Annotated in this window: 18 protein-coding genes; 12 read left to right on the plus strand and 6 right to left on the minus strand. The window is 70.4% G+C overall.

What is annotated here, in order from left to right; translation table 11 throughout:
• Window positions 1-105: 105 nt before the first annotated feature.
• The 12 genes from AS857_RS42005 (at window position 106) to AS857_RS28615 (ending at window position 16,385) form a co-directional block, all read left to right on the plus strand.
• The gene (locus tag AS857_RS42005) at window positions 106-2,049 is read left to right on the plus strand and encodes a TPM domain-containing protein (RefSeq protein WP_058046065.1); all 1,944 of its coding nucleotides are present in this window, start codon (window positions 106-108) and stop codon (window positions 2,047-2,049) included.
• A gap of 361 nt (window positions 2,050-2,410) precedes the next feature.
• The gene (gene typA, locus AS857_RS28565; RefSeq protein ID WP_058046066.1) at window positions 2,411-4,315 is read left to right on the plus strand and encodes a translational GTPase TypA; all 1,905 of its coding nucleotides are present in this window, start codon (window positions 2,411-2,413) and stop codon (window positions 4,313-4,315) included.
• A gap of 457 nt (window positions 4,316-4,772) precedes the next feature.
• Complete coding sequence (locus AS857_RS28570) at window positions 4,773-6,410, plus strand: peptide ABC transporter substrate-binding protein (RefSeq protein WP_058046067.1); 1,638 nt, start codon at window positions 4,773-4,775, stop codon at window positions 6,408-6,410.
• A 184-nt stretch (window positions 6,411-6,594) separates the two neighbouring features.
• The gene (locus AS857_RS28575; protein ID WP_058046068.1) at window positions 6,595-7,518 is read left to right on the plus strand and encodes an ABC transporter permease; all 924 of its coding nucleotides are present in this window, start codon (window positions 6,595-6,597) and stop codon (window positions 7,516-7,518) included.
• A gap of 33 nt (window positions 7,519-7,551) precedes the next feature.
• Window positions 7,552-8,481 (plus strand): ABC transporter permease, encoded by a 930-nt coding sequence (locus AS857_RS28580; protein WP_058046069.1) that lies wholly within the window; start codon window positions 7,552-7,554, stop codon window positions 8,479-8,481.
• 13 nt (window positions 8,482-8,494) lie between these two features.
• Complete coding sequence (locus AS857_RS28585) at window positions 8,495-9,574, plus strand: ABC transporter ATP-binding protein (protein WP_058046070.1); 1,080 nt, start codon at window positions 8,495-8,497, stop codon at window positions 9,572-9,574.
• Window positions 9,567-10,631 carry an ABC transporter ATP-binding protein gene (locus tag AS857_RS28590; protein WP_058046071.1) on the plus strand — a complete coding sequence of 355 codons (1,065 nt, stop codon included), beginning with the start codon at window positions 9,567-9,569 and terminating at the stop codon, window positions 10,629-10,631. The genes AS857_RS28585 and AS857_RS28590 overlap by 8 nt, the downstream gene beginning before the upstream one ends.
• Window positions 10,632-10,795: 164 nt before the next feature.
• Window positions 10,796-12,415, plus strand: a complete 1,620-nt coding sequence (locus AS857_RS28595; protein WP_058046072.1) for a peptide ABC transporter substrate-binding protein — start codon at window positions 10,796-10,798, stop codon at window positions 12,413-12,415.
• 6 nt (window positions 12,416-12,421) lie between these two features.
• A complete protein-coding gene (locus tag AS857_RS28600; protein ID WP_058046073.1) occupies window positions 12,422-13,345 on the plus strand; it encodes an ABC transporter permease in 924 nt (307 codons plus the stop codon).
• Window positions 13,338-14,327 (plus strand): ABC transporter permease, encoded by a 990-nt coding sequence (locus AS857_RS28605; RefSeq protein ID WP_058046074.1) that lies wholly within the window; start codon window positions 13,338-13,340, stop codon window positions 14,325-14,327. The genes AS857_RS28600 and AS857_RS28605 overlap by 8 nt, the downstream gene beginning before the upstream one ends.
• Before the next feature lie 11 nt (window positions 14,328-14,338).
• Window positions 14,339-15,355, plus strand: a complete 1,017-nt coding sequence (locus AS857_RS28610) for an ABC transporter ATP-binding protein (protein WP_058046075.1) — start codon at window positions 14,339-14,341, stop codon at window positions 15,353-15,355.
• Window positions 15,345-16,385 (plus strand): ABC transporter ATP-binding protein, encoded by a 1,041-nt coding sequence (locus AS857_RS28615; RefSeq protein WP_058046076.1) that lies wholly within the window; start codon window positions 15,345-15,347, stop codon window positions 16,383-16,385. The genes AS857_RS28610 and AS857_RS28615 overlap by 11 nt, the downstream gene beginning before the upstream one ends.
• Window positions 16,386-16,399: 14 nt before the next feature.
• On the opposite strand, the gene AS857_RS28620 is transcribed toward AS857_RS28615, so the two are convergent.
• From AS857_RS28620 to AS857_RS28645, 6 genes are all read right to left on the minus strand, one after another.
• Window positions 16,400-17,440, minus strand: coding sequence for an ABC transporter ATP-binding protein (locus tag AS857_RS28620; protein WP_058046077.1), 1,041 nt, complete (start codon window positions 17,438-17,440; stop codon window positions 16,400-16,402).
• Between the two features lie 12 nt (window positions 17,441-17,452).
• Window positions 17,453-18,469: an ABC transporter ATP-binding protein gene (locus AS857_RS28625; RefSeq protein WP_058046078.1), complete on the minus strand. Its 1,017-nt coding sequence runs from the start codon at window positions 18,467-18,469 to the stop codon at window positions 17,453-17,455.
• A 17-nt stretch (window positions 18,470-18,486) separates the two neighbouring features.
• A complete protein-coding gene (locus AS857_RS28630) occupies window positions 18,487-19,464 on the minus strand; it encodes an ABC transporter permease (RefSeq protein WP_058046079.1) in 978 nt (325 codons plus the stop codon).
• A 21-nt stretch (window positions 19,465-19,485) separates the two neighbouring features.
• Window positions 19,486-21,306, minus strand: coding sequence for an ABC transporter substrate-binding protein (locus AS857_RS28635; protein WP_058046080.1), 1,821 nt, complete (start codon window positions 21,304-21,306; stop codon window positions 19,486-19,488).
• 50 nt (window positions 21,307-21,356) lie between these two features.
• Complete coding sequence (locus AS857_RS28640) at window positions 21,357-22,334, minus strand: ABC transporter permease (protein ID WP_079110693.1); 978 nt, start codon at window positions 22,332-22,334, stop codon at window positions 21,357-21,359.
• 254 nt (window positions 22,335-22,588) lie between these two features.
• Window positions 22,589-24,745 carry a S9 family peptidase gene (locus AS857_RS28645; RefSeq protein WP_058046082.1) on the minus strand — a complete coding sequence of 719 codons (2,157 nt, stop codon included), beginning with the start codon at window positions 24,743-24,745 and terminating at the stop codon, window positions 22,589-22,591.
• Between the last annotated feature and the right edge of the window lie 56 nt (window positions 24,746-24,801).

A 24,801-nucleotide genomic window follows, 5' to 3' on the forward strand; every position in this document is an offset into this window, starting at 1 on the left:
GCCCGCGGGGCGTGAGCCGGGCGCACGCGGGAGCGTGTGCACGCTCCGTATTCAGCCCCTTGCTCCCAGTAGCGGAACGGGCATTGCCGCCATACGCTCCCAAGTGTGACGCGGCTTTCGAGGCGGTACGGGAAGGGGGCGCCGGGACGGGCCGTCGCCGGCGCCCTCCTCGTGCTGTGCGCCCTGCTGCTCCCGGCCCCCGCCACCCGCGCCGACACCCCCCTCGACCTGGACGCCGGCGGCCGCATCACCGACACCGTCGGCGCCCTCGGCCGGCGCCGCGCACAGGTGACGACCGCGATCGAACGGCTGCGCACCACCCAGCGCGTCCAGCTCTACGTCACCTACGTCCGCGACTTCTCCGGCCGCTCGGCGCGCGCCTGGGCGGACGCCACCGCCGACCGCAACGGCCTCGGCGAGCACGAGGTCCTGCTCGCCGTCGCCACCCACGGCCAGCAGTACGCCGTCTCCGCCGACAAGCGCTCCGGCTTCCGCGCCGACCAGCTCAAGGCCGTCGCCGACACCGCCATCGCGCCCGCCGTCGCCCAGCACGACTGGGCCGGGGCGGCCATCGGAGCCGCCGACGGCTACCGGGCCGTCCTCCGGGGCGAACCGGTGCGTCCGCCCGCCATCTCCCCCGGCAGCAAGGACCCCGGCGGCGAAGGCCTCGTCCCCGGGCACCGCAGGGTCTGGCTCCCCGTCGCCATGGGCGCCGGGCTGTGCCTCCTGGGGCTGTACCTGTGCGCCCGGCGAACCTCCCGAAGACGCCGCGCGGAGCAGGAGCAGCCGTACGCCCCGGCGACCGTCACCCCGCCCGGCCTCGCCCGCCTCGCGCAGCCGCTGACGCCGCTGCCCGAACTCGACGCGGAGGCCGTCCGCGCCCTCGTCGGGACGGACGACGCGGTCCGTACCAGCGCCGAGGAACTCCTCTTCGCCGCCGCCCAGTTGGGCGAGGAGGCCGCCCGGCCGTTCGCCGAGGCCGTGGCCTACGCCAAGGAGGAGCTCGCCGACGCCTTCCGGCTGCGGCAGGCCCTCGACGACGCGCCCTACGAGGACGAGGACATCCGCCGCCGGACCCTGGACGAGATCTGCTCGCACTGCACCAGCGCGAACCGGCGCCTGGACGCCGAGTCCGAGTCCTTCGACCGGCTGCGCGGCCTCAGAGCCAACGCGGCCGGCATCCTGGCCCGCGCCGAGGCCGACGCGCAGTCCCTCTCCCCCCGCGTCGCCACCGCCGAGGCCGCCCTCGCCGCCCTCGCCGGGCACTGCACCGCGGCCGCCCTGGCCGCCGTGGCCCGCCACCCGGGAGAGGCCCGAGACCGGCTGTCCTTCGCCACGGCCGCCCTCACCGAGGCCCGGCGCGCCCTCGCGGCCGACGACTCCGACGGCGCGGCGATCTCCCTGCGCGCCGGCGAGGCCGCCCTGTCCCAGGCCCGCGTCCTGACCCTCGCCGCCCTGCGCCGCGCCCACGAGCTGACCGGCGCCACCAGACGGCTCCCCGCCGCCCTCGCGGAGGCCGAGGCGCGCGCCCCGCGCGGCAGCCCCCAGGCACGCGCCCTCGCCTGCGCCCGCCGCGAGGTCGAGAGCGGGCGGTACGACCCGCGGGCCGTGCTGCGGCACGTGGAGGAGACGGCGGCGGCCCTGGACGCCGGGCACGAGGACCGGGCGCGGGCCCGGGCCGGGCGGGCCCTGCGCCGGGTCCGGGGCGAGGTGGCCGCCGCCCGCGACTTCGTCACCACCCACCGGGGCGCGATCGGCTGCCGGGCCCGCACCCGCCTCGCCGAGGCCGAACGCCACCTGGCCCTCGCCCGCACCGCCGGCGACCTGCGCACCGTCCGCTCGGAGACGGGCCACGCGGACTCCCTCGCCCGCCAGGCCCGCGCCCTGGCCGAACACGACGTGGGCACCTACGGCACCCGCTACGACCCCGGCACCCCGCCCCCCGCCCGGGCCCTGGGCGGCGCCCTCCTGGGCGGCATCGTCCTGGCAGGCCTCCTCCCGGCGACGTTCGGCGGCGGAGCGACCCGCGGCCGCCTGGCCGCCGGCTGAGTCGGTACGGGCTTCTGCGCCCGGTCGTTCCGCCGGACCCTCACCGCCGGGGTTTCCCGCCGTGGCGGCGGTCTTCTTCCCGGCGAGCGCCGGTGCCCTTCTCCGCCGCAACGGCGATCGGATTCCCCGTCGGGGGTTGCGCGCCGTCGCGGCGGGACCTCCTTGCCCGGGCCGGTTGCAGCCCCCTGCGCTGCGAATAAGGGGGCGAAACCCCAGGTCAGAGGCCCCGCCCGAAGCCTGGGGCGGCCGAAGGCGGCGCGGGCCCGTACCATGGAAGTGGCCGCGGCGTGATCTGCCCGGCGGGCGCGCGTGCCGGACCGTACGCGCCGCCATCCACGATTCCGGGAGAAGCGCCGCAAGTATGCCCACCCGCCACGACATTCGTAACGTCGCCATCGTCGCCCACGTCGACCACGGCAAGACGACCATCGTCGACGCCATGCTCAAGCAGGCCGGCGCCTTCGCCGCGCACCAGCTCGAGTCCGTCGACGACCGCGTCATGGACTCGAACGACCTGGAGCGTGAGAAGGGCATCACGATCCTCGCCAAGAACACGGCGGTGAAGTACCACCCCAAGGACGGCGGCGAGCCGATCACCATCAACATCATCGACACCCCCGGCCACGCCGACTTCGGTGGCGAGGTCGAGCGCGGCCTGTCGATGGTGGACGCGGTCGTCCTCCTCGTCGACGCCTCCGAGGGCCCGCTGCCGCAGACCCGCTTCGTGCTCCGCAAGGCGCTCCAGCAGCGGAAGCCGGTCATCCTCTGCATCAACAAGACGGACCGCCCGGACTCCCGCATCGACGAGGTCGTCAACGAGACCTACGACCTCTTCCTCGACCTGGACGCGGACGAGGACCAGATCGAGTTCCCGATCGTCTACGCCTGCGGCCGTGACGGCATCGCGTCGCTGACCAAGCCGGAGGACGGCACCGTCCCCGCGGACAGCACCAACCTGGAGCCGTTCTTCTCCACGATCCTGGAGCACGTCCCGGCCCCGGCGTACGAGGAGGACGCGCCGCTCCAGGCCCACGTCACCAACCTCGACGCCGACAACTTCCTCGGCCGCATCGCGCTGCTCCGCGTCGAGCAGGGCGAGCTGCGCAAGGGCCAGTCGGTCGCGTGGATCAAGCGCGACGGCTCGATCTCCAACGTCCGCATCACCGAGCTGATGATGACCGAGGCGCTCACCCGCAAGCCCGCCGAGGTCGCCGGCCCCGGTGACATCTGCGCGGTCGCCGGTATCCCGGACATCATGATCGGCGAGACCCTGGCCGACACGGAGAACCCGGTCGCGCTGCCCCTGATCACGGTCGACGAGCCCGCGATCTCCATGACCATCGGTACCAACACCTCGCCGCTGGTCGGCCGTGGCGGCACGGGCAAGGGCGCGGACGCCAAGTCCGCCGTCAAGGACCGCAAGGTCACCGCCCGCCAGGTCAAGGACCGTCTGGACCGCGAGCTGGTCGGTAACGTCTCGCTGCGCGTCCTGGACACCGAGCGCCCCGACGCCTGGGAGGTGCAGGGCCGCGGTGAGCTGGCGCTGGCCATCCTGGTCGAGCAGATGCGCCGCGAGGGCTTCGAGATGACCATCGGCAAGCCCCAGGTCGTCACCAAGGAGGTCGACGGCAAGGTCCACGAGCCCGTCGAGCGCCTGACGGTCGACGTTCCCGAGGAGCACATGGGTGCCGTCACCCAGCTCATGGGTACCCGCAAGGGCCGCATGGACAACATGTCGAACCACGGCTCCGGCTGGGTCCGCATGGAGTTCGTCGTCCCGTCCCGCGGTCTGATCGGCTTCCGCACGGAGTTCCTGACGAACACCCGCGGCACCGGTATCGCCCACTCGATCCACGAGGGCCACGAGCCGTGGTTCGGCGAGCTGAAGACCCGTAACAACGGCTCCCTGGTCGCCGACCGCGCCGGTGCCGTCACCGCCTTCGCGATGACGAACCTCCAGGAGCGCGGCGTGCTCTTCACCGACCCGGGCACCGAGGTGTACGAGGGCATGATCGTCGGCGAGAACTCCCGCGCCGACGACATGGACGTCAACATCACCAAGGAGAAGAAGCTCACCAACATGCGCTCCTCCTCCGCCGACTCCTTCGAGGCGATCGTCCCGCCGCGCAAGCTGTCGCTGGAGCAGTCCCTGGAGTTCTGCCGCGACGACGAGTGCGTCGAGGTCACCCCGGAGGCGGTCCGCATCCGCAAGGTCGTCCTGGACCAGAAGGAGCGCGGCCGCACGGCTTCCCGCGCCAAGCGCTGAATTTCCTGACGCTCCGACAGGAGCGTCGGTACCGAGAGGCCCGGTCCCGCCACAGTTCACTGTGGCGGGACCGGGCCTCCGGCGTTTCCGAGTGACTCGGAATCAGACAGTCCATATTGATGCACCGCTGCAAAGGTTGTCCGAATACCGGCCGGTCGACGCCGGAAGTTGTGTTAACAGTCCGTTTCGCGGGTGTCTGTCTGTGCTGGCTTTGTCCGGTTTTCGAACCGCTGAGGGTGCTCGATGTGACCAAAGCGAGACCCTTTAAGTGTGGTTTACAAGGCGGACGTACTTAATAGTTGGGTTCATTGAGCTCGGGTCAATGGGTCACGCGCTGTGGGGAGCGCCGACTCACGAGCACACTCGAGGTGCCGGTTCCGTCTCCGCTGTCAGGGGTGTCAGCGTGGGGCCGGCGCCTCTCTCGTAGTGAAAAGTGGACTCTTGAGGAGGCATACCCATGCGCGGTGCCAAGAGCGCCAAGTGGGTCGTCGGCGCGATAGTCGTGGCCATGGCGGCGACTGCTTGTGGTGGCAGTGACAGCAAGGACAGCGGCGGAAAGGGAGCGGTCTTCCGTCTCGGTATCACCGAGCCGAAGTCGATCGACCCGGTCAACGCCCAGGAGTCCGAGGGCACGCTGGTGGCCCGTCAGCTGTTCGTGGGTCTCTACGACGTGAACGTCGACGGCACCCTCAACGCGAAGCTGGCGGAGTCCGCGAAGCCGAACGACGCCGGTGACGAGTGGACCTTCCAGATCAAGAAGGACACCAAGTTCTCCAACGGCGAGGCCGTGAACGCCGAGGCGTTCATCCGCGGCTGGACCCGCGTCACCGCCAAGGCGTCCGCCTCCGACGTGGCCTACCACATGAACGGCATCGCCGGCTACAAGGAGCTCAACGGCGGTTCGAGCGACAAGTTCTCCGGCCTGACCGCCGAGGGTGACTACACCCTCAAGGTCAAGCTCTCCGCACCGGACTTCGAGTTCGACAAGAAGACCGCCCACCCGGCCTTCAGCCCGGTCCCGAAGGTCGCCGGCGCCGGTGACAACAAGTCGTTCAACGACGCCCCCATCGGCAACGGCCCCTTCAAGATGTCCGGTTCGTGGGAGCACAACAAGAAGATCACCCTCGTCCGCAACGACGACTACGGTCTGGCCAAGGCCAAGCTGGACAAGGTCGAGCTGTCGATCCTCAACCCGGCCAACGGCGTGACCCTGGAGTACAAGGGCTTCGAGTCGGGCCAGTTCGACTGGGCCCGTATGCCGGTGCCGCAGATGCCGGGCGCCAAGGCCAAGTACGACCCCCAGGGCCAGTGGCTCAAGGCTGACGTCAGCGGCGTCAACTACATCTCCCCGTTCAACGAGTCGGGTCCGATGAAGTCGGCCGACGCCCGTAAGGCCATCTCCTACGCGATCGACCGCGCGGAGATCGCCAAGGGTGTCTTCCAGGGTCTCCAGGAGCCGGCCACCGCCCTGCTGCCCCCGTCCTTCAAGGACGTCTACAAGGCCGACGTGTGCACCTCCTGCGTCAAGCAGGACAAGGGCAAGGCCAAGGAGTACGCGGAGAAGGCCGGCCTCAAGCCGGGCGACACCCTGGACTTCGGCTACAACACCGGTGCCGGGCACGAGGAGTGGGTCCAGGCCGTCGCCAAGCAGGTCGAGGACGTGCTCGGCCTGAAGGTCAAGCTCAACGGTCTGCCCTTCAAGGAGGCCCTGGCGCGGCAGCAGGACAAGGGCACCATCGGCATCTGGCGTCAGGCGTGGACCGCCGACTACCCGACCGCCGACAACTTCTTCTCGCCCCTGCTGTCCACCAGCGGCATCAACCCGGACGCCAACGGCAAGGCGCTGGGCGACAACCGCGGCCGCTACAGCAACCCGAAGTTCGACGAGCTGCTGGTGAAGGCCCGTCAGACCAAGGACGCGGCCGAGCGCGCCAAGATCTACAACGAGGCCGAGAAGCTGGCCATCGACGAGGACCAGGGCGTCATCCCGACCTGGAAGCGCACCCAGTACCGCCTGGTGAACAGCAAGAAGTTCTCCAACATCAAGCTGGACTTCTTCGAGGACCCGAACCTCGCCGAGATCGGCGTCAAGTAACCATCACCCTCCAGCCAGTCCCGTGAAGACCGTGGAGCCCCGAGCAACGACTTGAGGCTCCACGGCCTTCGCCTCCGCATGTCCCGGCCCGCGCGGCCGGGCCGTGCGCGGCCGCCTCCCCACCCTTCCCGTACCGGGAGGCGACGGCGAACGCCCCACGGCGGCAGTAAGTCAAGGAGACATCGTGGGCAAATATGTGATCCGGCGGATCGGGCAGATGGTGATCGTCCTCTTCGGTGCGACCCTCATCCTCTTCGCCTGCCTGTTCGTCCTTCCCGGAGACCCGGTCGGCTCGCTCGGTGGCGACAAGGCGCGTGACCCCGCCGTCGTCGAGCAACTGCGCGAGCGCTACGGCCTGGACAAGCCCCTTGCCGTGCAGTACGGCAACTATGTGACCAATCTGGTCAAGGGCGACCTCGGCGAGGACTACACCCAGCGGCGCCAGGTGACCGAGGTGCTCGGCCCCAAGCTGGGCAACACCGCCAAGCTGGCCGTGGCGGCGATCCTCATCGACGTGGTGCTCGGCGTCCTCGCGGGCCTGGTGGCGGCCCTGTTCAGATATTCGTTCTGGGATGTACTGGTCACACTTCTCACGACCTTGGCCATCGGCTTCCCCAGCTTCGTCATCGGCATGATCCTGCAGAGCCAGTTCGCCGTGAACCTCGGCTGGTTCCCGCTGATTTCGGACGGGTCGTTCAACTCGATGATCATGCCGGCGTTCACGCTGGCCATCATCGACGCGGCGCTCGTGGCCCGGCTGATGCGCGGCACCATGCTCGAGGTGCTGCGCGCGGACTACGTCAAGACGGCCATCGCCAAGGGCCTTCCGCGCCGCACGGTGCTCCTCAAGCACGTCATGCGCAACTCGATCATCCCCGTGGTCACCTACATCGGCATCTCCTTCGGCGGCCTGCTCGGCGGTGCGCTCATCACCGAGGCGATCTTCAACTGGGACGGCATGGGCTACGCGCTGGTCACCGCGATCCAGCAGGGGAACAACCCGATCATCGTCGGCGTGGTCACCTACGGCGTCGCCGTCTTCGTCCTGCTCAACCTGCTGGTCGATCTGCTGTACGCGGTGCTCGACCCGCGGATCCGCCTCAGCTGACCGCCAGGTCATACCCCGTTCTAGGAGTCACCCATGACTGAGCTCACCAAGAGCGACCAGGGGCCGGGCGCCGCGACCGCACAGACCGCCGCCGCGAACAACACCGCCGAGCCCGCACCGGCCCGCATCACCCAGTGGGGCGAGATCCGCCACCGCTTCATGGCCAACAAGCTCGCCGTGGTCGGCCTCGGCCTGGTCGTCCTGCTCTTCATCGTCGCCGCCGCGGCGCCCCTGATCGCGACCCACGACCCGTACGCACAGAACCTCACCAACACGCTGGCAGAGCCCAGCGGGGACCACTGGTTCGGCACCGACGCCCTGGGCCGCGACCAGTTCTCCCGCATCATCTACGGCAGCCGCATCGCCGTCATCGTCGGTCTGGCCTCGATCTTCCTGGCCTGTGTGATCGGCTGCATCCTCGGCGCCCTGTCCGGATACTTCGGCAAGGCCGTCGACAGCGTCATCATGCGCACCGCCGACGTCTTCTTCGCGTTCCCGCTGCTCATCGGCGCGATCGTGATCATCCTGGTGATGGGCCGCGGCGTGCTGCCCGTCATCATCTCGCTGGCCGTCTTCAGCTGGGCCACGGTCGCCCGCCTGCTGCGCTCCAGCATCCTGTCCGTGCGCGAGATGGACTACGTGACGGCGGCGAAGGCGCTGGGTGCGAGCACCACCCGCATCATCCTGCGGCACATCATGCCCAACTCCATCGCGGCCGTGATGTCGTACGTGTCCTTCAGCGTCGGCACCGCCGTCGTGGCCGAGGCCTCGCTGTCCTTCCTCGGCATCGGCGTGAGCCCCGAGGTGCCGGAGTGGGGCAACATGATCTCCGCCGGAAAGGACTCCCTCGGCGTCAGCGACTTCCTGTGGGTGTACCCCAGTTCCGCGATCGTGCTGACGGTGCTCGGATTTGTCTTTGTCGGCGACGGGCTGCGCGACGCCCTCGACCCGAAGCTGCGTTGAGGAGAACGTCCCGATGACCACGACCGAAAAGAACTCCGGGGCACCCGGCGCCGCGCCGCAGGGCGGCAAGGACGCCAAGGACGCCAAGAAGTCCGCGCCCCTGCTCGAAGTGCGCGACCTGCACGTCGAGTTCAAGACCCGCGACGGCGTCGCCAAGGCCGTCAACGGTGTCAGCTACAGCGTCGACGCCGGCGAGACCCTCGCCGTCCTCGGCGAGTCGGGCTCCGGCAAGTCCGTCACCGCCCAGGCCATCATGGGCATCCTGGACTCGCCCCCCGGCCGCGTGTCCGGCGGTGAGATCCTCTTCCACGGCCAGGACATCCTGAAGCTGCCGGAGAGCGAGCGGCGCAAGCTGCGCGGCCCGAAGATGGCGATGATCTTCCAGGACGCGCTGTCCGCCCTCAACCCCGTCTTCTCCGTCGGCAACCAGCTCGGCGAGATGTTCCGGGTGCACCAGGGCATGTCGAAGAAGGACGCCAAGGCCAAGGCGATCGAGCTGATGGACCGGGTGCGCATCCCGGCCGCCAAGCAGCGCGTGGGCGACTACCCGCACCAGTTCTCGGGCGGTATGCGCCAGCGCATCATGATCGCGATGGCGATGGCCCTGGAACCCGACCTGATCATCGCCGACGAGCCGACCACGGCCCTCGACGTGACGGTCCAGGCCCAGGTCATGGACCTGCTCGCGGAGCTGCAGCGCGAGTACAACATGGGCCTGATCCTGATCACCCACGACCTGGGTGTGGTGGCGGACGTCGCCGACAAGATCGCCGTGATGTACGCGGGCCGCATCGTGGAGACCGCGCCCGTGCACGAGCTCTACAAGCGCCCCGCCCACCCGTACACCCGCGGCCTGCTGGACTCGATCCCGCGCCTGGACCACAAGGGCCAGGAGCTGTACGCGATCAAGGGCCTGCCGCCCAACCTCCTGCGGATCCCCACCGGCTGCGCCTTCAACCCGCGCTGCCCCAAGGCCCAGGACGTCTGCAGGGAGGACATCCCCGCCCTGCACCCGGTGGCGGAGCAGGACGGCACCGAGCTCGACGGCCGCGGCAGCGCGTGCCACTTCTGGAAGGAGACGATCCATGGCTGACATGACCAAGCAGGCCGGGAAGGCCGGTCAGCGGGAGCCGATCCTCCAGGTCCGCAACCTCGTCAAGCACTTCCCGCTGACGCAGGGGCTGCTGTTCAAGAAGCAGGTCGGTGCGGTCAAGGCCGTCGACGGGATCTCCTTCGACCTCTACGAGGGCGAGACGCTGGGCATCGTCGGGGAGTCCGGCTGCGGCAAGTCCACGGTCGCCAAGCTGCTGATGACGCTGGAGACGGCCACCTCCGGCGAGGTCTTCTACAAGGGCCAGGACATCACCAAGCTGTCCGGGCGCGCGCTGAAGGCGGTCCGGCGCAACATCCAGATGGTGTTCCAGGACCCGTACACCTCGCTCAACCCGCGGATGACGGTCGGCGACATCATCGGCGAGCCCTTCGAGATCCACCCCGAGGTGGCGCCCAAGGGCGACCGGCGCAAGCGGGTCCAGGAGCTGCTCGACGTCGTCGGCCTCAACCCCGAGTACGTCAACCGCTACCCGCACCAGTTCTCCGGCGGTCAGCGCCAGCGCATCGGCATCGCCCGCGGCCTGGCGCTCAACCCCGAGATCATCATCTGCGACGAGCCCGTCTCGGCGCTGGACGTCTCGGTGCAGGCGCAGGTCATCAACCTGATGGAGCGGCTCCAGGACGAGTTCAACCTCTCCTACCTCTTCATCGCGCACGACCTGTCCATCGTCCGGCACATCTCCGACCGCGTCGGCGTGATGTACCTGGGCAAGATGGCGGAGATCGGCACGGACGCCGAGATCTACGAGCACCCGACGCACCCGTACACGCAGGCGCTGCTGTCGGCCGTCCCCGTGCCGGACCCCGAGGCCCGCGAGGGGCGCGAGCGCATCATCCTCACCGGTGACGTGCCCTCCCCGGCCAACCCGCCGTCCGGCTGCCGCTTCCGCACCCGCTGCTGGAAGGCGGAGGACAAGTGCGCCGAGGAGCTGCCGCTCCTCGCCGTGCCGAAGCTCTACGAGGGCAAGGACACCCCGGCGGCACACGAGTCGGCGTGCCACTTCGCCGAGGTGAAGCAGGTGGTCGGCGCCGCGTAGGTGCCGGTCGTACGACGGAAAGGGCTCTCCCGGGGCGCGCTGGTCGCGCCGGGGGAGCCCTTTCGTGTGGTTCGGCCGGGGAAAGCCGCCAAGAGGCGCATCGCACCACCGAATGGGGTGTTATCTGGGCCTAAGTGACACTTGGGATCTGGAGGAGGCACTCGATGCGTGGAGCCACGCGCGCCCGGTGGGCCGTCTGTGCACTCTCGGCGGCGCTGGTCGCCGCGGCGGCCGGGTGCGGCGGCAGCGGCAGCGGGGCCGGGGTCGTCCGCTCCTCCTGGGGCGATCCGCAGAACCAGCTGGAGCCGGCCAACACCAACGAGGTCCAGGGCGGCAAGGTGCTCGCCATGATCTTCCGCGGGCTCAAGCGCTACGACCCCCGCAGCGGCGCCGCCGAGAACATGCTGGCCGAGCAGATCGAGACCGCCGACCAGCAGAACTTCACCATCACCCTCAAGGACGGCTGGACCTTCTCCAACGGCGAGAAGGTCACCTCGAAGTCCTTCGTGGACGCCTGGAACTACGCGGCCCTCGTCGACAACAAGCAGAAGAACGCCTCCTTCTTCGAGTACGTCGACGGCTACGACAAGGTCCACCCGTCGAGCGGGTCCGCCACCGCCAGGACCCTCTCCGGGCTCGTCGTCAAGGACGACCGGACCTTCACGGTCAAGCTGAGCACCAAGTTCTCCACGTGGCCCGACACCCTCGGCTACGCCGCCTACGCCCCGCTGCCCCGGGCCTTCTTCGACGACCACGCGGCCTGGCTGAAGAAGCCCGTCGGCAACGGCCCGTACACCGTCGACTCCTACGCCAAGGGCTCGGCGATGAAGCTCACCAAGTGGGAGGGCTACCCGGGCGACGACAAGGCGCGCAACAGCGGCGTGGAGCTGCGCGTCTACACCGACAACAACACCGCGTACACCGACCTGCAGGCCGGCAACCTCGACCTGGTCGACGACATCCCCAGCGCCCAGCTCAAGAACGTGAAGAACGACCTGGGTGACCGCTACATCAACCAGCCCGCCGGCATCATCCAGACCCTCGTCTTCCCCATGTACGACGCGAACTGGACGAAGAGCGGCATGGAGAAGGTCCGCCGCGGGCTGTCCATGGCGATCAACCGCGAGCAGATCACCGACCAGATCTACCACAAGACCCGCACCCCGGCGACGGACTGGACCTCACCGGCCCTCGGCGGCCAGGGCGGCTACAAGGCCGGGCTGTGCGGGGACGCCTGCACGTTCGACGCCGCCGCCGCGAAGCAGCTCATCCAGGACGGCGGGGGACTGCCCGGCGGCCGGATCACCCTCACCTCGAACGTCGACACCGGTTCGCACCGGGTGTGGCTGGACGCCGTCTGCAACAGCATCAACAACGCCCTCGGCAACGACAACGCCTGCGTCGTCAACCCGGTCGGCACGTTCGCGGACTTCCGCAACCAGATCTCCGAGCACCGCCTCAGCAACCCCTTCCGCTCCGGCTGGCAGATGGACTACCCGCTGATCCAGAACTTCCTCCAGCCGCTCTACTACACGGACGCCTCCTCCAACTACGGGAAGTTCAGCGACCCGGAGTTCGACCGGCTCGTGGACGAGGCCAACGCCGAGCGCTCCCAGGACGCGGCCAACACCAAGTTCCACGACGCGGAGCGGATCCTCGCCCGGGTGATGCCCGCCATCCCGCTCTGGTACCAGAACGGCAGCGCCGGCTACTCCGAGCGGATCTCCGACGTCACGCTCAACCCGTTCAGCGTTCCGGTCTACGAGCAGATCAAGGTGGGCTGACGTCCCATGGGACGGTACGTGGTCCGGCGGCTGCTCCAGATGGTCCCGGTGTTCATCGGCAGCACGTTCCTGATCTTCTTCATGGTCTACGCCCTGGGCGACCCCGTGGCCGCCCTCTTCGGCGACAAGGCGCCCGACCCCGCGACCGCCGCCCGCATCCGCCAGGAGCTCTACCTCGACGAGCCCCTGTGGAAGCAGTACGCGCACTACATGGGCCAGATCCTCTCGGGCGACTTCGGAACGGCCTTCAACGGCCAGCCGGTCACCGAGCTGATGGCCGACGCCTTCCCCGTCACCCTCCGGCTCACGCTCGTGGCGATCCTCTTCGAGATCGTCATCGGCATCACCCTCGGCGTCCTCAGCGGCCTGCGGCGCGGCCGCTCCGCCGACACCACCGTGCTCCTGCTGACCCTGATCGTCGTCTCCATCCCGACCTTCGTCAGCGGCTACGTGCTGCAGTACCTCTTCGGGGTCAAATGGGGGATCGTCTCGCCGTCCGTGTCCCCCGAGGCGCCCTTCGACGAGCTGCTGCTGCCCGGCATCGTCCTCGCCCTGACCTCCCTCGCCTACGTCACCCGCCTCTCGCGCACCTCCATCGCCGAGAACTCCCGCGCCGACTACGTCCGCACGGCCGTCGCCAAGGGCCTGCCGCGCCGCCGCGTCGTCACCCGGCACCTGCTGCGCAACTCCCTCATCCCCGTCGTCACCTTCATCGGCACCGACATCGGCGCGCTGATGGGCGGGGCCATCGTCACCGAGCGGATCTTCAACATCCACGGCGTCGGCTTCCAGCTCTACCAGGGCATCCTGCGGCAGAACTCGCCCACCGTCGTCGGCTTCGTGACCATCCTCGTCATCGTCTTCCTGCTGGCGAACCTGTTCGTCGACCTCCTCTACGCCGTGCTCGACCCGAGGATCCGCTATGCCTGAACCCGAGCCGAAGGAGCCCGGGAGCCTCGCCCCGGACGAGGCCGTCACCCCCGGGGGCGGCGGGGCGATGTCCCTGGCCACGACCGATGCGGAGACCCTGGAGGACGGCCCGCTCCCCGGCGCCCCCACGAGCGGCAAGGCCCGCAGCCTGTGGTCCGACGCCTGGCACGACCTGCGGCGCAACCCCGTCTTCCTGGTCTCCGCGCTGATCATCGTCTTCCTCGTGCTGATCGCCCTGTGGCCCGGGCTGATCGCGAGCGGGAACCCCCTCCAGTGCGACCTCGCCAAGGCCCAGGAGGGCTCCCAGCCCGGCCACCCCTTCGGCTTCGACACCCAGGGCTGCGACGTCTACACCCGCACGGTCCACGGCGCCCGCGCCTCCATCACCGTCGGCATCTGCGCCACCGCCGGCGCCGCCCTGCTCGGCAGCGTGCTCGGCGGGCTCGCCGGCTTCTTCGGGGGCTGGTGGGACGCGCTGCTCTCCCGGATCGCCGACGTCTTCTTCGGCATCCCCATCATCCTGGGCGGCCTGGTCTTCCTCTCGGTGGTCACCAGCGGCTCGCTGTGGCCCGTCGTCGGCTTCATCGTGCTGCTCGGCTGGCCGCAGATCTCCCGCATCGCCCGCGGCTCCGTCGTCACCGCCAAGCAGCACGACTACGTCCAGGCGGCGCGGGCCCTCGGGGCGGGCAGTTCGCGCCTGCTGCTGCGGCACATCGCGCCGAACGCCGTCGCCCCCGTCATCGTCGTCGCGACCATCGCCCTCGGCACGTACATCGCCCTGGAGGCCACGCTGTCCTTCCTGGGCGTCGGCCTCAAACCGCCCACCGTGTCCTGGGGCATCGACATCTCCAACGCCTCCACCCAGATCCGCAACGCCCCCCACATGCTGCTGTGGCCCGCGGGCGCACTGAGCATCACGGTGCTGGCGTTCATCATGCTCGGCGACGCGGTCCGCGACGCCCTCGACCCCAAACTGCGCTGAGGAGCGGGCGGATGACACAGCCCACCGGAAAGGCGGACACCGCCGTACCCCTGCTGGACGTGCGCGACCTGCACGTGGAGTTCCGGACCCGGGACGGCGTCGCCAAGGCCGTCAACGGCGTCAGCTACAGCGTCCGCGCCGGGGAGACGCTCGCCGTGCTGGGGGAGTCCGGCTCGGGCAAGTCGGTGACCGCGCAGGCCGTCATGGGCATCCTCGACTCCCCGCCCGGCCACGTCACCGGCGGCGAGGTCCTCTTCCGCGGCCAGGACCTGCTCACGATGGGCGGGGAGGCCCGGCGCCGGATCCGCGGCTCCAAGCTGTCGATGATCTTCCAGGACGCGCTCTCGGCCCTCAACCCCGTGATGAGCGTGGGCGCCCAGCTCGGCGAGATGTTCTCCGTCCACGACGGCATGACCCGCAAGGACTCCCGGGACAAGGCCGTCCAGCTGATGGAACGCGTGCGCATCCCCGCCGCGGCCGAACGCGCCGGCGACTACCCGCACCAGTTCTCCGGCGGCATGCGCCAGCGCATCATGATCGCCATGGCGCTGGCGCTGGAGCCGGACCTCGTCATCGCCGACGAACCCACCACCGCCCTCGACGTCACCGTCCAGGCCCAGGTCATGGACCTGCTCGCGGAGCTGCAGCGCGAGTACAACATGGGCCTGATCCTCATCACCCACGACCTGGGCGTGGTCGCGGACGTCGCCGACAGGATCGCCGTGATGTACGCCGGGCGGATCGTCGAGACCGCCCCCGTCCACCAGCTGTACGCCGCGCCCGCCCACCCGTACACCGCCGGCCTGCTCGGCTCCATCCCGCGCCTGGATCACAAGGGCAAGGAGCTCTACGCCATCAAGGGCCTGCCGCCCAGCCTCACCGACATCCCCGCCGGCTGCCCGTTCAACCCGCGCTGCCCGCGTGCCCAGGCCGTCTGCCGCACCGACCGGCCGCCGCTCTTCGACGTCGCCCCCGGGCGCGCCAGCGCCTGCCACTTCTGGAAGGAGACCCTCGAAGATGCCGGGTAACGGCGAGGCCATTCTGGAGGTGCGGGACCTGGTCAAGCACTACCCGCTCACCCGGGGCATCCTCTTCAAGAAGCAGATCGGGGCCGTGCACGCCGTCGACGGCGTCTCCTTCGACCTGCGGCGCGGCGAGACGCTGGGGATCGTGGGCGAGTCCGGCTGCGGCAAGTCCACCGTCGCGAAGCTCCTCGTGCACCTGGAGCGCCCCACGTCCGGGCGGATCCTCTACAAGGGCGAGGACATCACGAGGCTGTCCGGACGCGCGCTGAAGGCCGTCCGGCGCAACATCCAGATGGTCTTCCAGGACCCGTACACCTCGCTCAACCCGCGGATGACCGTCGGCGACATCATCGGCGAGCCCTACGACATCCACCCCGAGGTGGCGCCCAAGGGCGACCGGCGCAAGAGGGTGCAGGAGCTGCTCGACGTCGTCGGCCTCAACCCCGAGTACATCAACCGCTATCCGCACCAGTTCTCCGGCGGCCAGCGCCAGCGCATCGGCATCGCGCGGGGGCTCGCCCTGCGGCCCGAGGTGATCGTCGCCGACGAGCCCGTCTCGGCGCTGGACGTCTCCGTCCAGGCCCAGGTCGTCAACCTCCTGGAACGGCTGCAGGCCGAGTTCGACCTGGCGTACGTCTTCATCGCCCACGACCTGTCGGTGGTCCGGCACATCTCGGACCGGGTCGCGGTGATGTACCTCGGGCGGTTCGCCGAAGCGGGCACGGACACCCAGATCTACGAGCACGCCACGCACCCGTACACGCAGGCCCTGCTGTCGGCCGTGCCCGTCCCGGACCCGCGGGCGCGGGAGGGCCGCGAGCGCATCATCCTCACCGGGGACGTGCCCTCGCCGGCCCACCCGCCGTCGGGGTGCCGGTTCCGCACGCGGTGCTGGAAGGCCCAGGAGAAGTGCGCGCGGGTCGTACCGCCGCTGGAGATCCCGGACTGGTTCCTGGAGGGCGCCGGCCCGGAGGCGCACGCGTCGGCGTGCCACTACGCGGAGGAACGCGTGTCGCCGGCCGACGACCTCTGAGTGCCCGCGCCCCGTCAGGCCCCGGGCGGCGCCACCGTCGTGGGCGGCTCCGGGAAGTGGCACGCCGACAGGTGCCCGTCCCCGGAGCCGTCCGCGCGGGCGAGCTCCGGGTCCTCCGCCGCGCAGCGCTCCCGCGCCTTCCAGCAGCGCGTGCGGAAGCGGCAGCCCGACGGCGGGGCGACCGGGGAAGGGACGTCCCCGGTGAGGCGGATCCTTTCGCGCCGCGCCGTACCCTCCGCGTCCGCCGCCTCCGGCACCGCCGACAGCAGCGCGTGCGTGTACGGGTGGCGCGGCCGCCGGTAGATGTCGTCGCGGGAGCCCGTCTCCACGATCCTGCCCAGGTACATCACGGCGACGCGCTGCGAGAAGTGCCGCACCACGGCCAGGTCGTGGGCGATGAACAGGAAGGCGATCCCCAGCTCCCGCTGCAGCGACTGCAGCAGGTTGACGACCTGCGCCTGGATGGAGACGTCGAGCGCCGAGACGGGCTCGTCGGCGACGACGATCTTCGGGTCCAGGGCGAGGGCCCGGGCCACTCCGATCCGCTGCCGCTGCCCGCCGGAGAACTCGTGCGGGAAGCGGTTGTAGTGCTCGGGGCTGAGCCCCACGGTCTCCAGGAGCTCGCGCACGCGCGCCTCGCGCCCGCCCGGCGGCTCGATGCCGTGGATCTCCAGCGGCCCGGAGACGATCCGGCCGACCGTCTGCCGCGGGTTCAGCGACGCGTACGGGTCCTGGAAGATCATCTGGATCTCGGAGCGGACGGGGGCGAGCTGCCTGCGCCCGGCGTGGGTGATGTCGCGGCCCCGGTAGCGGATCCGCCCGGCCGTCGGCTCCAGCAGCCGGGTGAGCAGCCGCCCGGTGGTCGACTTGCCGCAGCCGGACTCGCCGACCAGGCCGAAGCTCTCCCCGGCGCGCACGGTCAGGTCGATGCCGTCGACGGCCTGCACGGCGCCGACGGTCCGCCGGACGGGGAATCCGCCGCGCACCGGGAAGTGCTTGGTGAGGTTCTCGGCGACGAGCAGCGGCTCGCCGACCCGGAGGCTCTTCTCGTCCATGGTCGCTGCTCCTCAGCCGAGCCGGGGTCGGATCTGCTCCGCGTACACGCTGCGCTGCCGCTCCTCCCCGAGGTGGCAGGCCGCCCCCCGGCCGGGCGGCAGGGACGGTTGCTCCGTGCGGCAGCGGTCCTCCGCCACGTCGGCGGCGTACGCGCAGCGCGGGTGGAAGGGACAGCCGGGCGGTGGGGCCAGCAGGCTGGGCGGGGTGCCGGGGATGGGGGTGAGCGGCTGCCCTACGTCGGAGGAGAGCCGGGGCATGGAGCCCAGCAGGCCCCAGGTGTACGGGTGCCGGGGCGCCCGCAGCACCTCCCGCACGGGCCCCTGTTCGACGGCCCGCCCGGCGTACATCACCAGCAGGTCGTCCACGGTGCCGGCGACGACGCCCAGGTCGTGGGTGACGAGGACGATGGCCGCGCCGGTCTGCTGCTGGAGCTCCTTGAGCAGGTCGAGGATCTGGGCCTGCACGGTGACGTCGAGCGCGGTCGTCGGCTCGTCGGCGATGAGCAGCTCGGGGTCGCAGACCAGCGCCATCGCGATCATCGCGCGCTGCCGCATCCCGCCGGAGAACTGGTGGGGGTAGTCGTCCACGCGCAGCGCCGGATCGGTGATGCCGACCCGGCGCAGCATCTCGACCGCCCGCAGCCGGGCCTCCCGCCGGGAGGCGCCGGTGTGCTTGCGGTACGGCTCGGCGATCTGCCGGCCGACGGTGTAGTAGGGGGAGAGGGCGGTGAGCGAGTCCTGGAAGACCATCGCCACCTTGTTCCCGCGCAGCTTCTCCAGGACGGACTCCGGCGCCCCGGTCAGCTCCTGCCCGTCGAGCCGGACCTCGCCGCGGATCTCGGTGGTGCGCGGGTCGTGCAGCCCGAGCACGGCGAGGTTGGTGACGGACTTCCCGGAGCCGGACTCGCCGACGATGCCGAGCGTGCGGCCGCGCTCCAGGGTGAAGGACAGGCCGTCGACGGCCCGTACGGTGCCGTCCTCGGTGGCGAAGCGCACGTACAGGTCGCGCACGGAGAGGAAGGGGGTCAACTGCGGTCTCCTGACGGCTAGGCGAGCCGCACGCGCGGGTCGATGACGGCGTAGGCGGCGTCCACCACGATGTTGGCGACGACGATCGCCGTGCAGCCGACGAGCATCACCGCCATCAGGGTCGGCAGGTCGGTCTCGCTCACCGAGGACACCGCGAGCCGGCCCAGGCCGTGCAGGCTGAAGGTGAACTCGGTGATGATCGCGCCGCCGAAGAGCGACCCGAGGTCGATGCCGAAGATGGTGACGATGGGCGCGAGGGCGCCCCGCCAGGCGTAGTGGAAGAAGACGGCGCGCCGGCCCAGCCCCTTGGCGCGGGCCGCGCGCACGTGGTCCTCGCCGAGCTGCTCGATCATCTGGGAGCGCGTCATCCGGCTGTAGTTGGCGATGAAGATGATGGACAGCACCAGCCAGGGGATGAGCATGCCGGTGAACCACTTCACCGGGTCCTCGGTGATGGGGTGGTAGGCCGGGTTGTCCATCCAGTGCAGCCCGCTGACGAGCACGGCCAGGGCGATGACGCCGACGAAGTAGATCTGCAGGGCGTTGCCGACGAGGGACAGGGAGCTGAAGAACTTGTCGATCCAGGTCCCGCGGAAGGCGGCGGCGATCATGCCGATGCCGACGCCGACGACGAGGAAGACGGCGGCCCCGCCGAGCGTGATGGACAGGGTCGTGGGGAAGCGGTCCACGATGGTGCCCCACACCGGCTGCTGGTTGGAGAACGAGTAGCCGAAGCAGGGCGCCGGGCAGTGGCCGACGGTGAAGTCGCGGCCGGTGAAGATGCCCGCCATGTAGTGCCAGTACTGCACGGGCACCGGCTCGTCCAGACCGAGGTTCTTGTTGATCAGGGCGATGGCGTCCGGGGTGCAGTTCTTGCCGCAGGACATCAGGGCCGGCTGGGAGGGCAGTGCGAAGAACAGGGCGAAGGTGATCGCGCTGATCAGCACGATGATGACGAGGGCGCCGAGCGAGCGGCGCGCGAGGAAGCGCAGCATGGTCCGCCGTCCGGGGGAGCGTTACTTGACGTAGACGCCGGTCGGGTCGACGGTTCCGTAGACCGGCTGGTAGCGGACTCCGCCCAGGTTCGAGCCCCACAGGGAGAACTGGGTGTTGTAGAAGGTCGGCACGCCGGGCACGTCCTCGGTGAGGATCTTGTCGGCGAGCTTCTGCCACTCGGGCGCGGCCTTCTTCACGTCGGCGATCGCGTTGATCCGGTCGATCTCCTTGTTGACGGCGGCGTTGTCGAGGTGTCCGTAGTTCTGGGAGCCGTCGGCGATCTGCCGGCCGTCGAAGAGGGGCGGCACGACGGTCGAGGCGACGGGCCAGTCCGCGCCCCACGAGGTGCGGTAGATGTCGAACTTGTTCTTCACCTCGGCGATCGCGGTCCGCCAGGTGTTGGCGTCGATCTCCTTCTTCTGCACCTTGAAGCCCGCGCGTTCCAGGGCCTGGGTGACGACCACGGAGACCTTCTGCTGGATGTCGGTGTTGGCGTAGGCGTAGACGATCTCCTGGCCCTCCTTGCCGGCCGCCTTGAGCAGCTCGCGGGCCTTCTCCGGGTCGCCGGCCGGCTTGTCCTTCTTCCCGAACGGGTCGGTCGGCCGGTAGCCGTCCATGGCGGGGGAGAGGAGGTTGGTGGCGACCACCCCGGCGGTCGCGCCACCCACCTGCTGGAGGATCTGCCCGTTGGGCATCGCGTACGCGAGCGCCTTGCGGACGCCTACGTCCTTGAGCCGGTCCATGTTGAAGCTGATGTAGTCCACGTACGGCTGGATCTCCACGAACCGGCGCGCCTTGGTGTCGGCCTGGCCGAGGACCTTCTCGGTCATCTCCGGGGCGACGGCGTTGGAGAACGACAGGGTGTTCTTGTCGCCGCCCTGGTCGGCGAGGTAGCGCCGCGTGGAGTCCGCGTACTGGTGGCCGAAGCTGATCTCGAACCGGTCGGCGTACTGGTGCCGGATCGGGTCCGTCTTCGCGTCCCAGTGCTCGTTGCGCACGAGCGTCAGCGACTTGCCGACCTTGTAGTCGCCGACCTTGTAGGGGCCGGAGGCGAAGGGGGCGTTGTCGTACTTGCGCTGGGTGTCCTTCTCCGCCTTGACGGCGCCGATGTTCGGCATGGCGGTGGCGAAGGGGGTGTCGGCGTGCGGCTGACGGAAGTGGAAGACGATCGTCTTGTCGTCCGGGGTGTCCAGCACGGACGCGGGCAGGTGCGCGCCCTTGTACGGGCCGTCGGGCAGCGCCTTGCGGAAGGCCGTGCCGTCGCCGGAGAGCCACTGCGGGATGTACTGCGGGCCGTCCGTCTCGAAGGCGGCGTAGAGCCGTTCGATGCTCCAGCGCACGTCCTTGGAGGTGATCGGCGAGCCGTCCTCGAACTTCAGCCCGTCCTTGAGGGTGAACTTCCAGGTCTTCCCGCCGTCGGAGGAGGTGCCCGCGTCGGTCGCCAGATCGCCGACGATCTTCACCTTGCCCTTGTCGTCCACCTTGTACGAGGTGAGCGTGCGGTTGTAGAGCATCTGGTTGGCGAGCATGTCGTTGTAGTAGATCTGCCCGGGGTCGAGGTGGACGAAGGCGTCGCGCTGCAGGACGCCGACCGTTCCGCCCTTCTTCGCGCCGGGGACCTCCGGGGCCGGACCGGCGGAGTCCTCCTTGGTGCCGATCGAGTAGTTGGCGGAGGCGTTCTTGTCCGTGCCGGGCCCCGCGCTCTTGTCACCCCCGCCCCCGCCGCCTCCGCTGCTGCACGCGGAGAGCACGAGGGCGCCGGAGGCCAGGGCGGCCGCCGCGGCCGCGAGCCGGCCTCTGGACCGGAGGGGTCCCGTGGTGGGCTTCGTCGTGGGCGTCATGGGTCGATGCACCTGCCTGTCCGTCGTCGGCGGTTCCTGTGTGCACGTCCTCAGCGTCCGGTCCGCGGGTCGAAGGCGTCCCGGACCGAGTCCCCGAGCAGGTTGAAGGCGACCACGAAAACGATCATCGCGAGGCCGGGGAAGAAGATGTAGGTGATGTCGCTCTCGTAGTAGTGGGCGCCGTTGGCGAACATCCGGCCCCAGTCCGGCGTGGGCTCCACGATGCCGACGCCGATGAAGGACAGCCCGGCCTCGATGGTCACGAAGCTGGGCAGCATCAGCGTCGACTGCACCAGGATGGGCGTCCAGAGGTTGGGCAGCAGCTCCTTGGTGATGATCCGCCAGGGCGACGCACCGGTGACCCGCGCCGCCTCGACGAACTCCCGTTCCCGCAGGCTCAGCACCTGCCCGCGCAGCAGCCGCGCCAGCCCCATCCAGCCCAGCACCCACAGCACCAGAATCAGCGTCAGCACGCGCAGATAGGTCGGGGTCTCCTTCTCCGGGCTCACGAAGAGCGCGTAGACGACCGGCGTGAAGGCGATGAACGACAGCTGGCTCGGGAAGGCCAGCAGCAAGTCGATGAAACGGCCGAGCAGATAATCGGTCCGGCCGCCCAGATATCCGGCCGTCACCCCGATGAGCACGCCGGTCAGCACGCACAGGACCGTGGCGGCCGCGGCGATGAGCAAGGACGTACGGATTCCGTAGACCAGCTGGGTCAGGACGTCCCGGCCGAGGGTGGGTTCGATGCCGAACCAGAAGCTCCCCGAAATCCCCCCGTTGGGCTTCACCGGATAGCCGAACTCGTTGAGCAGGCCAGGCTCGTTCAGCCCGTAGGTCTCCGTCGGATTCCTGCCGTAGAGCTTCGAGATCAGCGGCGCCGCCAGCGCGACGAGGAAGAAGAACGTCACCACGTAGGCGGAGACGACACCCGGACGGTCGCGTTTGAAGCGCCGCCGCATCAGCTGTCCGGGTGATCTGCCGACCGGTTCCGGATGCGCCACCGGGGCCGGGGAGGAACTCGTCATCGCGTAATCCCCCGCACTGTCGTCGTCGAACCCACCGCGGACGCACGGAGCGCGCAGTGGGTTGAGCGGACTTTCGCAACGGATTCACGGCGCAGTCAAGGGGGCTGCCGACCAAGAGGGGGCGGGCGGCGCTTCTTGAGCGAACGTTGAGCGGATCGACGACGTATCGACGACGCGGCGTGCTTGACGCGGCGTGCCGGGCCGGGTGCCGGGCACGCCGCGCGCGCAGCCCCCGCGGGCGCGGGAGCGAAGGGTCAGGCCGTGCGTCGGGCCATGCCCAGGGACTTCTTCAGGAAGTCGACTTGGAGCAGCAGGAGGTTCTCCGCGACCTGCTCCTGCGGGGTCATGTGCGTCACGCCGGACAGCGGCAGCACCTCGTGCGGCCGGCCCGCCGCCAGCAGCGCCGAGGACAGCCGCAGGGTGTGCGCCGCGACCACGTTGTCGTCCGCCAGCCCGTGGACGATCATCAGCGGCCGGACCGGCCCGGCCGCCTCCGCCAGCCCGTCGTCGGTGACCAGCGAGTTGTGGGCGTACACCTTCGGCTTCTCGTCCGGGAGGCCGAGGTAGCGCTCGGTGTAGTGCGTGTCGTACAGCCGCCAGTCGGTCACCGGGGCGCCCGCGACGGCCGCGTGGAAGACGTCCGGGCGGCGCAGCACGGCGAGCGCCGCGAGGTAGCCGCCGTAGGACCAGCCGCGGATGCCCACCCGGCCCAGGTCCAGGGGGAAGTCCGCGGCCAGCGCCTGCAGGGCCTCGACCTGGTCGTCCAGGGTGACGCCGGCGAAGTCCTCGTGGATCGCCTTCTCCCAGGCGGGGGAGCGGTGCGGGGTGCCCCGGCCGTCGGCGACCACCACGGCGAAGCCCTGGTCGGCGAACCACTGCGAGGTCAGGTGGGCGTTGTGCCCGGCGACCACGCGCGGGCCGTGCGGACCGCCGTAGGGGTCCATGAGGACCGGAAGCGGCCCGTCGCCCTCCGTGTAGCCCGTCGGAAGGAGTACGGCGCACGGGATCCGGCGCGCGCCCGCCTCGGTGAGCCGTGCGCGCGAGGTGAGCACCGGCGCTTCGGCATACGAGGTCACGCCGGTCGCCTCCGCGCCGTCGCGCAGGACCCGGAAGGTGGCCCCGGCGCGCTCCGGTACCGCGGACACCAGGACGGTGACCGCCCCCGAGCGCACGGCCGAGTGCCAGCCGCGCTCCTGCGAGACGCGCTCCACGCCCTGCTCACTCACCCGGTAGACGTGCGTCTCCCCGGTCCCGGGCTCCTCCGCGCCGGCCCCGGCGGATGCGGAGACCAGCACGTCGTCGTCGCCGATGTCGAGCACGGCCCGCAGGTGCAGCCCGCTTCCGGTCAGCGTGCGGTCGCCGACCACCAGGGCCCGGGAGCCGTCCTCGTCGGAGATGCGCACCAGGCGCCCGTCGGGTGACCAGGCGGGAACACCGGGGAACAATTCAAGCCACTTTGCGTCCTGCTCTTCGTGGAGCACGCTCGTGGCGCCCGTCCCGGTGTCCACGGTGAGATACGCCTGGTGGCGCTGGTCGCGGCTCTGCACCAGCAGCAGCGGGGGCCCGCCCGCCGACCAGTGCACGCGCGCGAGGTACGGGTGGCGCTCGCGGTCCCACCGGACGTCCGTGCGGGTCCCGTCCAGGCCCAGCAGCGAGAGCGTCACCTCGGCGTTCGGCGTGCCCGCCGCCGGGTAGCCCACCTCCGCGGGCCGGCTGCCGGGGTTGGCCGGGTCGGCGATCCACCAGCGCTGCACGGGGGCGTCGTCCACCCGCGCGGCCAGCAGGGACTCCCCGTCCGGGGCCCACCAGAAGCCGCGGTGGCGGTCCATCTCCTCGGCCGCCACGAACTCCGCGAGCCCCCAGGTCACCGTGGGCCCGTCCGGCTCGGCCAGGGCCCGGTCCGCACCCGCGCCGGAGGCCTCGCCCGGCGCCGGCTCCACGTCCACCACGCGCAGCGCGCCGCCCGCGACATAGGCGACCCGGCGGCCGTCGGGGGAGGGGCGCGGGTCGGCGACCGGACCGGGAACGGGCAGTTCACGGGCGGTGCCGCCGCGCAGCTCCGCCACGAACAGCCGGCCCGACAGGGGGAACGCCGCCAACTCCGCCGCGCTGTCCACGGCGTAGCCGACGACGCCCGCCGAACCCTCGCGCAGCCGTTCGCGCCGGGCCTTCTCCTCGGCCGACAGCTCCTCTCCCGCCCCGGCCAGCAGGACGGCCGGGTCGGCGGCGGGGAACTCCCCTCCCGTGGCGGGGTCGAGGACCCACAACACGCCCGAGCGGTCGGTGCCGGAACGCGAGCGGATGAAGACGACACGCGAGCCGTCGGGTGACACGGTGAACGAGCGCGGCGCGCCGAGCGAGAAGCGCTGCGTACGGGCGTACTGTCGCGGGAACGAGACTTGTCCGGTCATGCCGCCGAGCCTACGGCGAGGCGGCGAGAATCCGCCGTGCGCCCCGGAATTGCCCC

Source organism: Streptomyces roseifaciens (assembly GCF_001445655.1).
Lineage (GTDB): Bacteria > Actinomycetota > Actinomycetes > Streptomycetales > Streptomycetaceae > Streptomyces > Streptomyces aureoversilis.

Bases quoted from the DNA above. Each gene is read 5' to 3' on its own strand.
- typA (WP_058046066.1), top strand. From the start codon at position 2,411: ATGCCCACCCGCCACGACATTCGTAACGTCGCCATCGTCGCCCACGTC.
- AS857_RS28570 (WP_058046067.1), top strand. From the start codon at position 4,773: ATGCGCGGTGCCAAGAGCGCCAAGTGGGTCGTCGGCGCGATAGTCGTG.
- AS857_RS28580 (WP_058046069.1), top strand. From the start codon at position 7,552: ATGACTGAGCTCACCAAGAGCGACCAGGGGCCGGGCGCCGCGACCGCA.
- AS857_RS28585 (WP_058046070.1), top strand. From the start codon at position 8,495: ATGACCACGACCGAAAAGAACTCCGGGGCACCCGGCGCCGCGCCGCAG.
- AS857_RS28590 (WP_058046071.1), top strand. From the start codon at position 9,567: ATGGCTGACATGACCAAGCAGGCCGGGAAGGCCGGTCAGCGGGAGCCG.
- AS857_RS28595 (WP_058046072.1), top strand. From the start codon at position 10,796: ATGCGTGGAGCCACGCGCGCCCGGTGGGCCGTCTGTGCACTCTCGGCG.
- AS857_RS28600 (WP_058046073.1), top strand. From the start codon at position 12,422: ATGGGACGGTACGTGGTCCGGCGGCTGCTCCAGATGGTCCCGGTGTTC.
- AS857_RS28605 (WP_058046074.1), top strand. From the start codon at position 13,338: ATGCCTGAACCCGAGCCGAAGGAGCCCGGGAGCCTCGCCCCGGACGAG.
- AS857_RS28610 (WP_058046075.1), top strand. From the start codon at position 14,339: ATGACACAGCCCACCGGAAAGGCGGACACCGCCGTACCCCTGCTGGAC.
- AS857_RS28615 (WP_058046076.1), top strand. From the start codon at position 15,345: ATGCCGGGTAACGGCGAGGCCATTCTGGAGGTGCGGGACCTGGTCAAG.
- AS857_RS28620 (WP_058046077.1), bottom strand. From the start codon at position 17,440: ATGGACGAGAAGAGCCTCCGGGTCGGCGAGCCGCTGCTCGTCGCCGAG.
- AS857_RS28630 (WP_058046079.1), bottom strand. From the start codon at position 19,464: ATGCTGCGCTTCCTCGCGCGCCGCTCGCTCGGCGCCCTCGTCATCATC.
- AS857_RS28635 (WP_058046080.1), bottom strand. From the start codon at position 21,306: ATGACGCCCACGACGAAGCCCACCACGGGACCCCTCCGGTCCAGAGGC.
- AS857_RS28640 (WP_079110693.1), bottom strand. From the start codon at position 22,334: ATGACGAGTTCCTCCCCGGCCCCGGTGGCGCATCCGGAACCGGTCGGC.
- AS857_RS28645 (WP_058046082.1), bottom strand. From the start codon at position 24,745: ATGACCGGACAAGTCTCGTTCCCGCGACAGTACGCCCGTACGCAGCGC.